Here is a 15,282-nt window from a genome sequence, read left to right as displayed (position 1 = left end):
AGTGAATTTCGAACAATGAATGGTGTCGCCAGTTCTACCGCCCGAACGGCGGGGTGCGAGCAAACCTCGAATAGCGGTCGAATACCTTTTCCAGGCCCACGAGATCCGGATCTGACAACAAGGCTGCCAGAAGTACACGTGCCTGCCCGGCTCGAAGATCGGTGGAAAATACAGCGCCTGCGGCGATCAAGTCGTGCCCGCCACCACCGCCACCGTAAACCGGGGAGATTGGCCCCGAGGGCACCCGAGTTGTCACGGCTACCGGAATGTGAGCGCCTACGCAGTCTCGTACGGCCTCGACTATCGTCGGATTGGCATTTCCCGAACCGAGTCCGTCGAGAACAAGTCCCTGCGCCCCGGCGTGCACGCAGGCGTCGATCTGTACGCGGTCTGCCCCGGGATATACGGCGATGATGTCGACGCGGGTATCCGAAATCGGATGCCACGGCAATGGTTCGGGAGTACGCAGCAGGAGCTGATCGATGTGCACGCGGCGGAAGGCATCGAGTGCCGTCGTATCGGACTTTCGCGTACCTGCGGCTGGATGGACCGAACCGCCGAAGGCGATGAGGACACCACGCCCGTGTGACGAGATGTCCAGTCCGGCTGAGATCGCCGCGGCGAGATTCGAACGAGCGTCGGATTCGGGATGGTCGAAAGTGCGCTGCGCGCCGGTGAAGACCACCGGGCGTTGGTCGTCGTGGTGCAGGTCCAACAAGAACGCAGTTTCCTCCATCGTGTCGGTGCCGTGAAGCACGACCACCGAGTCGAGTCCGGGATCTTTCAATTGATCGGCTACGGCGTCGCGAACACGATCCATGTCCGCGAAGGTCATGCTCGAGCTGTCCTTCGACATCACGTCGACGACTCGAAGCTCGATGTCGGTCTGCTCGTTGCCGACCAGATCTGCACCGGTGATTGCGGGCCGGCTGATTCCATGCGCATCCCGGGTGCTGGCGATGGTGCCACCGGTAGTGACAACTGCGACTTTCGACACTGTGGTCCTTTCACGTCAAGCTGCGGGGTGGTGGATGGCCAACTCGCGAATACGATTCCTGGCGGCGTACCAACCAATCATCAAGAGCGGTGCGATGATCGCGATGGATCCGACGGTCCACGTTCCAACAGGGTTGTCGAATGCCATCAACACGATAACGACCGCAAGAAAGACCAGTGTCGCGATCCCGGTGTACGGTGCGCCGAATATGCGGAAGGAAGGGCGAGTGACTTTGCCTTGTTTCGCAAGTTGCCAGAGCCTCAACTGGCACAGCACAATTACCGCCCATGCACTGATGATGCCCAGTGCCGCAAGATTGAGGACTATTTCGAAGGCCTGCGCTGGGACAACAGCATTGAGCCCGACGCCGAACAGGATGACCACGCCGGTGAGTGCGATTCCCCCGTATGGCACTCCGGCTTTGTTCATTCTGGCAGCGAAGGCAGGCGCCGAACCGGCCGTCGCCATCGAATGGAGTATTCGTCCGGTCGAATACAATCCGGCATTGAGGGAAGACAACGCCGCCGTGAGAACGACCAGATTCATGATCGCATCTGCGCCTTGGATGTTGATCGAACCGAAGAATGTGACGAATGGACTTTCACCGGCGTGGTATTCGGTGTACGGGAGCAACAGTGAGAGCAGCAGGACCGACCCCACGTAGAAGACGAGGATCCGAATGATCACTGTGTTGATCGCCTTGGGTATCACCTTCCGGGGATTTTCGGTCTCTCCAGCCGTGGTCCCCACGAGTTCAATTGAAGCGTAGGCGAACACGACGCCCTGAATCACCACGACTGCCGGCAGTATTCCGTTGGGGAACAGCCCACCGTTGTCGGCGATCAGGCTGAATCCGGAGGAATGCCCTTCGATGGGCGTGCCGAAGAGTACGAAATAGACACCGAACCCGAGGAATGCGGTCAAGGCCACGACCTTGATCAACGCGAACCAGAACTCCAACTCTCCGAAGACTTTCACGGACACGAGATTCAGTCCGAGAACCAGCAACACCGCGATCAGAGCGAACATCCACTGATCGATGTGTCCCAGTGGCGCCCAGTACTTTTTGAAGAAGTTCATGTACAACGCCACAGCCGTGACGTCGACCACGGCAGTCATTGCCCAGTTCATCCAGTACAACCAGCCCGCAGCGAAAGCCATCTTTTCGCCGAAGAATTCGCGTGCGTAGGAAACGAAGGATCCGGAAGTCGGTCGGTGCATCACCAGTTCGCCGAGCGCCCTCAGGATCAGGAACGCGAAGAATCCGCACAGCGCGTACACGAGAACCAAGGCCGGGCCCGCCTGTTGCAGTCGCCCTCCCGCCCCCATGAAAAGGCCGGTTCCGATCGCGCCACCGATCGCGATCATCTGAATTTGTCTGGGGCCGAGCGCCTTCTGATATCCGAGATCCTCCTCAGTGGCAACTTCGGCGCGGCCTGTCTCTTCCCGTTCGACGGTCATCAAACCTCCTCCGCAACAGCGGTGGCATGAGGCTTCTCCCCCGAAACGCGGAGATTGGCGAGATGTTCGGGGCTGAGCAACCGATCGAGTTCCTCGCGGTCGAGCAGGCCGGCTTCGATTACGAGATCGGCGACGCGACGCCCGGAAATCAACGCCTCCTGGGCGATCCGAGTGGACGCGGTATATCCGATGTAGGGGTTGAGCGCGGTGACGAGGCCGATGGAGTCTTCGACTCGGGCGCGCAGCAGTTCGGTGTTAGCCGTGATGCCGAGTACGCACCGGTCCGCCAAAATGCGGCAAGCCGCACCGAGGTGTCGCATTCCTTCGGACAGTGAGTGCACGATGATCGGCTCGAAAGCGTTGAGTTGGAGCTGACCGGATTCCGCAGCCATCGTGATCGTCACGTCGTTGCCGATGACTTCGTACGCGACCTGATTGAGGACTTCGGGAATGACAGGGTTGACCTTGCCCGGCATGATCGACGAACCTGCCTGCACCGGTGGAAGATTGATCTCGTTCAATCCCGCTCGCGGGCCCGAAGAGAGCAGTCGGAGATCGTTGCACACCTTGGACAACTTCACAGCGACCCGCTTGAGGACGCCGGAGAGGTGGACGAACTGGCCCACGTCTTGGGTCGCTTCGACCAGATCCGTTGCCAACACCAGCGGCAGTCCGGTCAGTGCGCCCAGGTCGGAACAGGCCACCTCGGCGTAGCCGGCGGGTGCGTTGAGGCCAGTGCCGATAGCAGTCGCGCCGAGGTTGATCTCGTGAACGAGAAGAGCGGCCTCAGCCAGACGCGCCCGATCCTCCTCGATCATGACCGCGTAGGTGCCGAACTCCTGACCCAGAGTCATCGGCACGGCGTCCTGCAGTTGGGTGCGTCCCATCTTCACTGTGTCGGCGAACTGAAGAGATTTGGTCGTGAATGCGTTCTGGAGTGTAAGAAGTGCATCCAGCAGGTCATCGATCGCGAAGATCGTCGAGATATTCACGGCCGTGGGGTAGACGTCGTTGGTCGATTGGCTCAGGTTCACGTGTTCATTGGGGTGAAGCCGTTCGTAGTCGCCGCGCTGGTGGCCGAGGATTTCCAACGCGCGATTGGCGATGACCTCGTTCGCATTCATGTTCGTCGACGTGCCGGCGCCACCCTGGATGACGTCCACCACGAACTGTTCGTGCCACCGCCCGTCCACGATCTCCTTGCATGCCTGTGAGATGGCCTCCGCGCGCGGGCGGTCGAGGATGCCCAGCTTTTCGTTTGCGCTGGCTGCGGCCCACTTGACGTAAGCGATGCCGCGGATCAGATGCGGGTTCGTGGAGATTGTTCGACCAGTGATCGGGAAGTTCTCCATTGCGCGCAAGGTGTGGATACCCCAGTACGAATCGGCTGGAACCTCGCGATCGCCGAGCAGATCGTGTTCTGTTCGCGTTTCGAGCACTTGATCAATTCCTCGTGTCTCTTCGCGCAAGCATCACTCTGCGCGGTGGGTGTATTTCGGGATCGCAGCGCTGACGGTCGAGTTATAGTCCCGCCCAGCTATCGGGCTATCAGGCTGTCTGACAGGTGTAATTGTTACCTCGCTCACTCCGGCACGTCAACCCTTCATCAGGTGCGATGTTTGACGCGGGTCTTCGACAGTCGCAACAATGACGGCATGAACCTGTCAGACAGCTGGGCCACCAGGCGACCCGTCGCCTCGCGGGTGAGTGCTGCCGAGGCGGTTCTCGCCGACCTCCGTGCCGCAATAACCTCCGGCGAACTGGCAGTCGGAGAGCGTCTCCCGTCCGAGGCGTCCCTGGCCGAAAGACACGGGGTCAGTCGATCGGTCATCCGTGAAGCCCTGCGCTCGTGCCATGCCCTCGGGCTCACCGAGACGAAATCCGGGCTCGGCACCTTCGTCGTCAGCGATTCGATAGCGCGAGACCTCGACTTCGGCAGCTACGCGGCCAACGAGTTGGTCGAAGCGCGGCCGCATGTCGAAATTCCGGCCGCAGGATGGGCTGCCCAACGGCACACAGGGGAGGAGTTGACGGCCCTCCGCGGACTGGTCCAGCAGATGCGTGACGAGGATGATCCGCTCGTATGGGTCGCACTCGATGCGCAGTTCCACGGACTGATCGCGAAAGCCAGTAGGAATCGGGTCTTCGAGTCGGTAATCGTCGATATTCGTGAAGCGTTGACAAGGCAGTCCGAGACACTCAATCTTGTTGCCGGTCGCCAGGAAAGGTCGAACGAGGAACACGAACGAATAGTCGAAGGAATCGCATCCGGCAGTTACGACCACGCCTCCAGGGCGATGGCCGAACATCTGGACGCCGTCAGGATGACGCTTGAAACTCTTGTCCAAGAAAGTAATCCGCTGTGACGGCGCTTCCGGGTAGGTCTGTCCTCGTCTGCGTTATCCTCGCGGTATCAGTGACCGGGGCGTTGGCCGGCTGCAGTTCGTCCGACACCCCGCTGACGCCGACAACCGCGGCGTCAGCACCAACAACGGCAGCTGTACCGCCTACGGGTGTAAATCCACCATCGACGCCGGAATCCGAACGCGCGCTCTTCGATGCTGTGGACCGCAATGATCCCGCAGCTGTTACCGCTGCCCTGACTGCCGGCGCGAACATCGAAGCGCGCGGCGAGGGCGAACGGACTCCACTCGTCGAGGCCACCAAGAACAACGCCGTCGCTGCGGCTTCTACGTTGATTCTTGCCGGAGCAGACGTGAACGCGAAGGATTCCATGCAGGATTCGGCCTTCCTGTATTCCGGAGCCGAGGGTTTGAACGAGATTCTGGCGCTCACGCTCGCCCACGGCGCGGACGTCGACAGCGTGAACCGTTACGGCGGTACGGCGCTGATTCCCGCGAGTGAACACGCGCATGTCGAGACCGTCCGGATGCTGATTGCTGCCGGGGTTCCGGTCAATCACGTCAACGATCCCGGGTGGACGGCGCTACTCGAAGCCGTTGTGTACGGCGATGGTTCGGCGCGCTATATCGACGTGATCACTCAGCTTCTCGACGCGGGGGCAGATCCCTCGATCCGGGATGCATCGGGGAAGACCGCGTTGGACAATGCCGAAAGTCGTGGTCAGTCAGACGTTGTGGCGCTGCTTCAATCGCGGAGCTGACGCCAACGAGTCGGGCTCAGCCCGTAGGCCTGTCGAAAGCGTCGGCTGAAGTGTCCGGCGTCGACAAACCCCGCCCGGTGCGCAACGGTCGCGATCGGCAGATCGACGGTAGCGGGTCGAGCCAGTTCGTCCCGAGCCTTCTGCAGGCGCTGGGTGATGATCCACTGTTCGATCCGAAAGCCGTTGTCCGAGCAGATCTTGTACAGCTGTCGCAGTGAGATGTTGTGGGCGTGAGCAATTCGTGCGGGATTCAGTGTCGGATCGTGAAGGTGTTCACGGATGTATCGACGGATCGAAGTCATGGCAAGGGCCGATCTCGGAGCGGATGCGTCAGGATTCGCATGTGCGATCGAAGCGACCAAAGCACGTGCGAGTTCGATCGAGGCCTCGCCCAATTGTTCGGCGGCAGGATCGGTCTCCAACAGAGCGGCGCTGCGGAACAATTCACGAACGTGCGCGATCATCACGGGGTACAGATTGCTGTGATGAGGCCGGGTAGCTGCGTCCCGCACGGTGTCGATCGGCAGTCCCAGCCGATCCATCGGAACGTAGAGGCACTGGGAAGCGCCCGTTCCCGGCCAGGAGAAATCGTAGGTCGACGTCAGGTCCGTCATCAACAGCTCACCGGCGGGCACTCTGCGTTGTTCGTCGTGCTGATCTAGATGGCCGATCCCGATCTCCTGCAGGGCAATCGCAAGGACGGGCATCGACGCGGACCGGACGTGACGTGGTGTTCGGGTCAACCGCATACCGGTCGACTCGGAGCGGAACAGTGATGCTGCACCGAGGTTCCACACGTTCATTCTCGCGCTCACCCGTTCCGGGTTCTCCAAGTGGATTGCACACGGGACCGAGGCACGACCCATCGCGTCGACAAAGGCGTCCGCGCGTTGGTCAGGCTCCAACACGGAAGTATCCAGGAGCAAAGCCATGCAGCCCTGATACCCCGCGATGCGGACGCTCAACCAGAAGTTCTGCAGTGTGAGCTCAAAAGTCTGCACGGACAGTCACGTCCGTCGCAGCAGGTATTTCTAGGATCGAAACGGGCGTGTCCCGGCCTACCGCAGTTTCTCGCTTTTCGACGAGAGTGAAGGAAACGCATGAAGATCTCACGTGTATTCACCGCAGTTCTGGCGTTACTCATGACAGTCGCGGCTGGAGTGATCTTCGGCTCCGGCGCTGCGGTGGCGAGCCCCAAGCCAACCGTCGTTCTCGTCCACGGCGCTTTTGCCGACGCGACCAGTTGGGACGGCGTTGCCGCCGACCTACGTTCGCGTGGCTATCGCGTCATGGCGCCGGACAATCCTCTACGCGGGCCCGCTTACGACGCGTCCGTGATCGAGAAGACGGTTGCGGACATCGACGGACCTGTCGTGCTCGTCGGACACTCGTACGGCGGCGCGGTGATCACCAATGTTCACGACCCGAAGGTGCAGTCGTTGGTGTACATCGCGGCGTTTGCTCCGGTTCAGGGTGAGCCGGTGCAGATCACGATCGATCCCATCAGGTTTCCTGGCAGCCAATTGCTTCCTCCGGCTCTGGGATTGAAGATCGTCGACGATCCTCACGCGATCGGCGGGAAGAACGTCGACGGCTACGTCACGGACGAGTATTTCCATTCCGTCTTCGCTCAGGATGTTTCCGACGAGACAGCGGCAACGATGTTGGCGCATCAGAAGTCTGCGGCTTTGTGGGCGAACCTCGAGCTCGGCGGGCCACCGTCGTGGGCGAACACACCGAGCTGGTATCTGGTTGCCGGTGAGGATCGCGTGATCCCAGCATCGGCGCAGCGGTTCATGGCAAACCGGATGGGCGCGAACACCAGCGAACTCCCGACCTCGCACGCATCGCTGGTTTCCCGGCCAGGGGCAGTGGCAGACGTGATCGTGGCGGCCGCTCACGGGTGAGTGTGCGACCGCCACGAAAGTAGAACAGGGTCAGGCGGAAACGATTACCGAGGAGCCGTGTCCGAACAGACCTTGGTTGGCGGTGATACCGATGCGGGCGCCTTCGACCTGACGGCCTTCGGCCTGTCCACGAAGCTGCCAAGTGAGCTCGCACACCTGCGCAAGTGCCTGTGCGGGAACGGCTTCGCCGAAGCACGCGAGACCGCCGGACGGATTGACCGGGATGCGGCCTCCAATACTGGTGTCACCCGCACGCAGGAGGTGCTCGGCCTCGCCCCGCTTGCAGAGGGCAAGGTCTTCGATCCAGTCCAGTTCCACGGAGGTAGCGAGGTCGTAGACTTCGGCGACGTCGACGTCCTCGGGAGAGATCCCGGCCTCTTCGTATGCGGCGTAGCCGATGGATTCCTTGAACGTGCGCTCCGGAGCGGGAACGGCGGAGCTGGAATCGGTGGAGAAGTTCGGCATGTCCATGATCGTCTGGGGGAACGTCGGCGTGACCGTCGAAATAGCCTTGATGCGAACAGGTTCCGCGATGCCCATCTTGCGGGCGTATTCCATCGACGTCAGCAAGATTGCGGCGCCGCCGTCGGACGTCGCGCAGATGTCGAGCAGGTGAAGGGGATTGGACACCACGGGGGAGGCCAACACGTTCTCGACGGTGACTTCCTTGCGGTAGCGCGCATTCGGATTATTGAGTCCGTGCTTGGCGTTCTTGACCTTCACGTTGGCGAAGTCCTCCGCGGTGGCGCCGTAGAGGTCGATGCGACGACGCGCGTTGAGCGCGAAGTACGCCGGGTTGGTCATACCCATGAGGCGGAAGCGCAGCCAGTCCGGGTCGTCCCAACGCTCACCGGCGACGGGAGCGAGGAAGCCCTTCGGCGTGGTGTCGGCGCCGACGACCAGGGCAACTTCGCTGAGGCCGGCCAGGATTCGTGCGCGAGCGGTGTCGAGTGCCTGGGCTCCCGTCGCACACGCGGCGTACGACGTGGCGACGCGAGCGCCGTTCCAGCCGAGTGCCTGGGCGAAGGTGGCTCCGGCGACGTATCCGCCGTACCCGTTGCGGACGGTCTCGCCGCCGACGATGAAGTCGACATCCTGCCAATTCACACCCGAATCGGCGAGCGCGGCGCGAGCGGCCGCAACGCCGTATTTCACGAACGACTGCCCCCACTTGCCCCAGGGGTGCATACCGACACCGAGTACTGCGACGTCCTTGCTCATGACTGCAACTCCTGATCGGCGGCGACAGGCTTCCAGCGCCACGTCGTACGTACTCCGGTTTCGTCCGTGTACAGCGGCTCGACAACCAATTCGACGGTATTGCCGACCTTGAGATCGTCGACGCCGAATCCGTCGGCCACCTGGCCGAGGATGACGATGCCCTCGGGCAGTTCGACTGCTGCGAGAGCAAAAGGCTCGTACGGATCCGAGCGCGGGATGTACGGCGGCGGGGGCTGGTACTGCGCGTCGGTGTACGACCAGACAGTGCCGCGGCGGGAGAGTTCCACGTCGTCGAACTCCTCGCTGAAGCAGCTCGGGTTCTTGCAGAACGTCGCCTCACGAGGGAAGGAAATGGTGCCGCAGGATTGGCACTTCGTGCCGATCAGAGCAGGTTCGTCGCCGGTGGTGAACCAACCCTCTACTGCAGGCGTCACACTCCCGTTCGGCGCCGGCGTTGCAGTCTCGCTCATGCAATCCTCATCTGGTTGGCGAGCCTGATCCGGGGGGATCGTGGGCCCGCTGTGCCGCTTACTGGAACAGGTTGCAGTATTACACGATTTCGGCCGCTGACGGGCAAAAATTTTCGCTGAGTGGGACGCTGCCGGAACGCAGACGGCCCCGCCGGGCAGACGAGTCTGCAGGCGGGGCCGTGTGCGTGAAAGTAGCTGTTTACCTGTAGCGGATCAGCGAGCGCGAACGGGTCGACCGAATCGACGCGTCGGTTTCACCCGGGCCGCAGCGTCGAGGATGGAGGTGATCTCGACCTGATCCAGAACCTTTTCGCGGACACGGTCGTGCGCAGCGCCGCGTTCCAGTTCCGCCTTGTCGATGGCATGCCAGCCCTCGCGGTCGACGACGTCGGACTGTCGCGCCCGGACCAGACGATCGACTGCGGAGTCGTCGGCGACCGGGTTGGTCAGGCGTCCGTCGTTGAAGTCGTCGACGAGCATCCTGATCGTTTCCTGCGCGCAGGACTTGTTGGTGCCGATGAACCCACTCGGTCCGCGCTTGATCCAACCGGTCGCGTAGACCCCGGTGGCGGGATCACCGTTCGGAGCTTCGAGGACTCGGCCGTTCTCGTTCGGAATGACCGACGCACGCTCGTCGAACGGGACGCCGGGGATGGGCACTCCGCGGTAGCCGATCGAGGTGAGGACCAAGCCGGTATCGATGGTCTCAGTATCGCCGGTTGCTTCGATCTGCACGGTTCCGTTTGCGTCGACAAGAGCGTTGCGAGCGAACTCGATTCCGCTGACCTGATCGTCGCCGGTGATCGAGGTCGGCGTGAGCAGGTAGCGCAACGTGATGCGCTTGTTGCCGACGTCGACGTGATCGCGGTTCTTCAGGGCTTCGAGGAGACGCAACTTCTGCTCGACGGCATGCGGGAGTTCGCCGCGTTTTGCCAGTTCTTCGGTGGCCGAGTCGAGAACCATGTCGTCGGGTCCGACAGAGAGTTCGATGTCCGGCAGTGCCATCAGGCCGGTGAACTCGGGGACCGTGAACGCGGACTGCGCGATTCCGCGTCGACCCACGATGACAACTTCTTCGACGCGACTCTTCCGCAGAGCGGCGAGTGCGTGAGCGGAGATGTCGGTACCGGCCAACTTCTCGGGATCGGCCGTCAGAATGCGAGCGACGTCGAGCGCGACATTTCCGTTTCCGATGATGACCGCGCGGCGATGTGAGAGGTCGAAGACGTCGTCGGCGTGATCGGGGTGGCCGTTGTACCAGGCTACGAAGTCGGTGGCCGAGGCCGTGCCAGGCAGATCAGCGCCCGGAATGCCGAGACCACGGTCGGACGAAGCGCCGACTGCGTAGAGCACCGCATGGTGATTTTCGAGCAGTTCGCTGTGCGAGATGTGCTTGCCGATCTCGACGTTGAGGTAGAACTCGAAACCCTTTTGTGCGGCGATCTTGTCGAACAAGCGAGTGACCTGCTTGGTCTTCTGATGGTCCGGAGCAACGCCGGCGCGAACCAAGCCGTAAGGCACAGGAAGGCGATCGAAGACGTTGACCTGCACGTCAGGCTGAGTCAGCAACTCGTCCGCGGCGTACATCGCCGACGGTCCGGAACCGACGATCGCAACGCGCAACGGCGGTCGGCCCTTGTCGACGTGGGCTGCCGGGATGACCTTGGCGAGAAGCGGCCTGGGTCGCTCTTCCTTGTAGAAGTCCGCATTGATGGACAGGAAGACTCGCTGCGGGTCGGTCAGCTTCGACTCGGGGACGATGGCGTCGACCGGGCAGGCCGAGACGCATGCGCCACAGTCGACGCAGGCCTGCGGATCGATGTGCAGCATCTCGGCGGTGAGGAAGTCCGGCTCGTCCGGCGTCGGATGGATGCAGTTGACCGGGCAGGCGTAGACGCACGAGGCGTCGCTGCAACAGGACTGCGTGACTACGTGTGGCATGGCGCTATGAGTCCGATCTCGACTGTCCGGGAGCTACGCGGCGGCGTTGTGCGAGCTGCGGTGAGGTTCGCTACGGAAGCGTGATGCGCGGCCGTCCATCTTGCAGGCCTTCCACACCAGGCGCGAGGCACGGTTCATCAGACCGGTGTCGGTGGCCAGCATGCGGACGTCACCGAAGTAGTTGCGCAGGGTCTGGCGCGACTCGGGCAGATCCCAGAACAGGTCCTTCTTCACGGACTTCGGGATGTCGAACTGCTTCCAGAAGGACTTCGGCGGGATGACGATGGCGTCACAGAGAATGCGCATGACGATCGGGAACAGCAGCGAGAGGACGAACCGGTTCGGGCGTGACATCAGCGGGATGCGACGGCTCAGAAGCTTGTGCGCGAACGAGATATGACGCGCTTCCTCGGCTACGTGGATGGCCATGACCGACTGCATGATCGGGTGGATCTGGCCGCCGGCGCGCAGGATGCTCTTCTGAATGTGGTCGATCGGCTCTTCACCTGCGAGGACACCGACGAAGAACAGTTCGGGGAACGGACCCGCAGCGAGGGGGATGAAGGGTGCAAGCATCTTCATCGGACGGCTCATCCCGGGAGCGTCGGCACCGATGCGGTTGACCATCTCCTGGAACATCATCGTGTGGTTGCACTCTTCGACCGACTCGTGCGTGCAGTAGCGCGCCTCGGCCGAATCGTTGGGTAGTGAGAAGACGTACTGCATCATGCCGCGGATCAGAATGTTCTCGAACTGGAGACCGACCTTCGCGACATTGGCCTGGCGCCACATGCCGATTTCGATCTGCCTGGCCTCGGACTGCGACTGGTACCACGGGTGTGCACCCAGCGGGTCAGTCTCGGCCGGGAGGATCCAGCGGCGATCGTTCGGGACGACGGCAAACTCGGGGGAGTCCCAGTCGATGTCGAGGTACGGGTCGAAGTGCTTGTGCACCGAGCCCTCGGACAGGAGTCGAAGCGTCTCGTTGTACGAGTCGTCGGATGCTTCTCCGCGCTTGTCGAGCGGCGATGTGAGCGTCATGGCGTCTCCTCTTCGTTTCGGTCACCGCTGGTATTTCTCGCGGTGTTCGGTGGAATCGAGGGCCGGTTGTGTGATCGCTGGCACTCGGTCTGGATTTAATGTAACCCGAGGTATCAGGAAAAGCTAGTGGCAGATACTCCTGAATCCCGACGAATTCTTGACACGGCCGAAACGGCGCCATAACTTACTTTTGAGTAATTTCCGCGGTGCGTCCGAAGTGGGCTGTTCAGGGACGGGTTCGCACCGAATCGCACGCGAAGATCGAACCGAGGCCGACGTGATCAGATCGATTCTCAGCAATCTTGCATTGAGACCGCCGACGCGTCTGCGCTCCCTTGTTCCGTCTCGCGGCGTCACGCTTTCCGACAAGACCATCGTCCTGACGGGAGCCTCGTCGGGGATCGGTGAGGCGACAGCTCATCTATTGGCTCGTCGGGGAGCCGAGATGATCCTGGTCGCGCGCGGTGAGGAAAACCTCGAACACGTACGGGACGAGATTCACCGCAGGGGAGGATGGGCACACATCGTGCCTGCGGACCTCTCCAGCGGTGAAGCCGTCGACGAACTCGCGGAGACGATCGCGGATCGATTCGGGTCGGTCGACATCCTCGTCAACAATGCGGGTCGCTCGATCCGGCGTACCGCGTTGGATTCGGTCGACCGATTCCATGACTACGAGCGCACCATGGCGCTGAACTACTTCGGGCCGACAAGACTGACGCTGCGGCTACTGCCCGCGATGCTCGAGGCGAAGTCCGGACACATCATCAACGTCGGAACCTGGGGAGTCACTGCGGGCGTGATGCCCAGGTTCAGCGCCTATCACGCGTCGAAGTCTGCTCTCAGTGCATTCGGCCGAAGCCTCGGCGCGGAATGTCACGGCACCGGTGTCGATGTCACCACAGTGCAATTCCCACTCATACGAACACCGATGATCGCGCCGACGGCGGATTACGTGAGCCAGCCGGCGCTGACGGCCGATCAAGCTGCATCGTGGATCTTGAGGGCGATCAATACGCGTCCCGTCGAGCTGTATCCGCGGTACGCGGGGCTGTTACGAGCGATTGACGTTGTATCCCCTTCTGCCACTGACGCTCTCGTGCGAAGGGCCGGGATCTGAGGGGCTGGGATTTGAGGGGTTGGGATTTGAGGGGTTGGGATCTGACCAGAAACGTGCACCAGCACCGGGGCATGGTTCGTCCCCGGTGCTGATGTATTCGATTGTCGCGGTTCAGGCTGCTGTGGGTGGGCTGTTCCCGCCGATCGGCTGTTGATACGGATCGATCGACATCGGTGGATAGAACACCGTCTTTCGATCCGGGCCGATCTCCACCCGCCACTCCGTGTGGTGCAGCGTCCGATGGTGATGACCGCACAACAGAACCAGGTTGTCGAGATCTGTTGGGCCACCATCGTTCCAGTGAACAATATGATGGGCATCGCACCACCCCGACGGAGTCCCGCACGCCGGAAACGCGCACCCGCCATCCCGGACGGCCAGTGCTCGCCTTTGCGGAACCGTCGCTGTTCTCGCTTCCTTGCCGCAGTCGAGCGGAACACCGTTCTCATCCAACAAAATTCGCGTCACGGTGCAGTCGCACGCCAACATCCGCGCGGTATCGATACTGATGGGGCCCACCCAATCCGTCCACGCGAAACCCAGTTCCTGAGTCGACGGCAAGAGGTCTTTCAACGCTTGCAGGTCCGTCATGTCTTTCGCGGACGCAGTCACCGTGATGTGCGGTTTCACCCCGCCCTCGATCGGACCCAACCCCGCCCGCTCGTACCGCCGCAACAATTCGCAGAACCCGTCCGCCCGTCGTAATGCCGGCGTACGGGTGTCCTTCACGCCGTCCTTCTCCGGCGTCGGAGCCGACAGACTCGACAACAACGTGATCAACCGGGCCCCGTTGATCGCATCCAGATCCCCCTTCACAGTGACCCGCCCGTACAAGCCTTTCGAGGCGTAGAACTCGTTACGTTCGGAATCCTCGCCGACCGGGACGCCGTCCTCGCGCTTGCCGTACTGCTTCTCGATTCGGCGGATCGCTGCCCGCGCTGCATCACAATCGGCGATGTTCTGCGACGCCAGGCCAAGCAGGATCCCGCGGGCCTTGTCCACATCCGCCGGGGTCATGTTCTTCGGTGGATGCTGACAGAACGACGCCACCTGCCGGGCTTTCAACGCATCCACGTCACCGCGATGAAACGCATCCGCGACAACAGGTTCGAGCATCAACAACCGCGCCAACCCGACCAGCAGACTGCACTCACCGATCTCCAAATTCGTTGAACCATGCAACCACTGCGCGATCGCCCGAAAACCCTTCCCGCCGAGAACCTCACGGGAAAACATCTCCACGATCAGCAACACCAACCGCGACTGCAACTCGTGCCGGACACGCACCAGATCCAGAACCTCCTCCTTGAGGCCCTCGCCATCCAGCTGCCACGCATCCCGACTGTCCATGCCGAAAGCATAATCGAACAAAGTTTCGAACACAAGAGAATGTGGATCGAAAATTGCTGCTATCAAATCGATTTCGACATTTCGGACAGTCGGTTATAGGCGGGTCGCCGACGTCGTCCACGTGCGCCGACGAGTGCGAGCGCCACCATCAACCCGGAGCACAACAGCATCACGTCGGAATTGTCTGAGCCCCAGCACATTGTGTAATCGGCGTCGATCATGTTGCCGCCTGTCCCCGGCAAGCGCATGGGTCCAGCCGAGCACCAGGCCCAGGAGTGTCATCGCCAGCGTGATGGGAACGAAGACCACCAGGACCCGCAAGAAATGCCCTCGAACAAGGCTGGTGGATTCGCGAAGATCGACGAGTAGTGGAAGCGCCGGACACGACGGACACCGATTTATTACTCATCGGTCTGGTGTCGAGTGCGCATCTGCAGTCCCGAGCCAAAACCAATCTTCAGCGCTTCCGGCGGCCGAACAATACGCCGACAGCCGAGATCATGATCAGCGCCACAAGAACGACGACGATGTGCGACCTGTCCGCGGCCGGTGCCACCGTTTCGCTTTCTTTGGTCACTGCATCAGTGAATGTACAGCTTATGCCTGGAGGGAACCATCCCCAGAAGTCTGTAATTCCTGCCGCTACCCTC

14 protein-coding genes are annotated in these 15,282 nt (G+C 61.6%); 4 read left to right on the top strand and 10 right to left on the bottom strand.

The window, feature by feature from the left end; translation table 11 throughout:
* Positions 1–34 precede the first annotated feature (34 nt).
* From A0W34_RS27295 to A0W34_RS27285, 3 genes are read right to left on the bottom strand one after another with little or no spacing between them, the layout of a single operon-like run.
* Positions 35–997, bottom strand: a complete 963-nt coding sequence (locus tag A0W34_RS27295) for an asparaginase (protein ID WP_081558582.1) — start codon at positions 995–997, stop codon at positions 35–37.
* Between the two features lie 15 nt (positions 998–1,012).
* Positions 1,013–2,458 (bottom strand): amino acid permease, encoded by a 1,446-nt coding sequence (locus A0W34_RS27290; RefSeq protein ID WP_007730398.1) that lies wholly within the window; start codon positions 2,456–2,458, stop codon positions 1,013–1,015.
* Entirely contained in the window at positions 2,458–3,897 is a 1,440-nt protein-coding gene (locus tag A0W34_RS27285) for an aspartate ammonia-lyase (protein WP_058038379.1), read from the bottom strand. The genes A0W34_RS27290 and A0W34_RS27285 overlap by 1 nt, the downstream gene beginning before the upstream one ends.
* 216 nt (positions 3,898–4,113) lie before the next feature.
* Here A0W34_RS27285 and A0W34_RS27280 point away from each other — a divergent pair, with 216 nt between their 5' ends.
* Positions 4,114–4,824 carry a FadR/GntR family transcriptional regulator gene (locus tag A0W34_RS27280; RefSeq protein ID WP_047272293.1) on the top strand — a complete coding sequence of 237 codons (711 nt, stop codon included), beginning with the start codon at positions 4,114–4,116 and terminating at the stop codon, positions 4,822–4,824.
* A 50-nt stretch (positions 4,825–4,874) separates the two neighbouring features.
* On the top strand, positions 4,875–5,582 hold the full coding sequence (locus tag A0W34_RS27275; RefSeq protein ID WP_232329940.1) for an ankyrin repeat domain-containing protein: 708 nt from the start codon (positions 4,875–4,877) through the stop codon (positions 5,580–5,582).
* Here A0W34_RS27275 and A0W34_RS27270 read toward each other — a convergent pair.
* Positions 5,567–6,583 carry a helix-turn-helix domain-containing protein gene (locus A0W34_RS27270; RefSeq protein ID WP_223304470.1) on the bottom strand — a complete coding sequence of 339 codons (1,017 nt, stop codon included), beginning with the start codon at positions 6,581–6,583 and terminating at the stop codon, positions 5,567–5,569. The two genes, A0W34_RS27275 and A0W34_RS27270, sit on opposite strands and share 16 nt — an antisense overlap.
* Before the next feature lie 99 nt (positions 6,584–6,682).
* On the opposite strand from A0W34_RS27270, the gene A0W34_RS27265 reads away from it, so the two are divergent.
* Entirely contained in the window at positions 6,683–7,489 is an 807-nt protein-coding gene (locus tag A0W34_RS27265; protein WP_081558581.1) for an alpha/beta hydrolase, read from the top strand.
* A gap of 30 nt (positions 7,490–7,519) precedes the next feature.
* On the opposite strand, the gene A0W34_RS27260 is transcribed toward A0W34_RS27265, so the two are convergent.
* From A0W34_RS27260 to A0W34_RS27245, 4 genes are all read right to left on the bottom strand, one after another.
* Entirely contained in the window at positions 7,520–8,710 is a 1,191-nt protein-coding gene (locus A0W34_RS27260) for a lipid-transfer protein (protein ID WP_020909545.1), read from the bottom strand.
* Entirely contained in the window at positions 8,707–9,180 is a 474-nt protein-coding gene (locus tag A0W34_RS27255) for a Zn-ribbon domain-containing OB-fold protein (protein ID WP_007730419.1), read from the bottom strand. The genes A0W34_RS27260 and A0W34_RS27255 overlap by 4 nt, the downstream gene beginning before the upstream one ends.
* Positions 9,181–9,393: 213 nt before the next feature.
* Complete coding sequence (locus tag A0W34_RS27250) at positions 9,394–11,121, bottom strand: FAD-dependent oxidoreductase (RefSeq protein WP_042921466.1); 1,728 nt, start codon at positions 11,119–11,121, stop codon at positions 9,394–9,396.
* A gap of 33 nt (positions 11,122–11,154) precedes the next feature.
* Positions 11,155–12,162, bottom strand: a complete 1,008-nt coding sequence (locus A0W34_RS27245) for an AurF N-oxygenase family protein (RefSeq protein WP_003943163.1) — start codon at positions 12,160–12,162, stop codon at positions 11,155–11,157.
* Between the two features lie 277 nt (positions 12,163–12,439).
* On the opposite strand from A0W34_RS27245, the gene A0W34_RS27240 reads away from it, so the two are divergent.
* Positions 12,440–13,282 (top strand): SDR family oxidoreductase, encoded by an 843-nt coding sequence (locus A0W34_RS27240; RefSeq protein ID WP_371713755.1) that lies wholly within the window; start codon positions 12,440–12,442, stop codon positions 13,280–13,282.
* A 111-nt stretch (positions 13,283–13,393) separates the two neighbouring features.
* Here A0W34_RS27240 and A0W34_RS27235 read toward each other — a convergent pair whose 3' ends face one another.
* Both A0W34_RS27235 and A0W34_RS32855 read right to left on the bottom strand, forming a co-directional pair.
* Positions 13,394–14,632: an HNH endonuclease signature motif containing protein gene (locus A0W34_RS27235; protein ID WP_081558881.1), complete on the bottom strand. Its 1,239-nt coding sequence runs from the start codon at positions 14,630–14,632 to the stop codon at positions 13,394–13,396.
* 457 nt (positions 14,633–15,089) lie between these two features.
* Positions 15,090–15,209, bottom strand: a complete 120-nt coding sequence (locus A0W34_RS32855; RefSeq protein WP_117435002.1) for an LPXTG cell wall anchor domain-containing protein — start codon at positions 15,207–15,209, stop codon at positions 15,090–15,092.
* Positions 15,210–15,282 lie beyond the last annotated feature (73 nt).

The organism is Rhodococcus sp. BH4 (assembly GCF_002079265.1).
Taxonomy (GTDB): Bacteria; Actinomycetota; Actinomycetes; order Mycobacteriales; family Mycobacteriaceae; genus Rhodococcus_F; species Rhodococcus_F qingshengii.
Note: the sequence above shows the minus strand (reverse complement) of the source record. Positions and strands in the feature narration are given on the sequence as shown.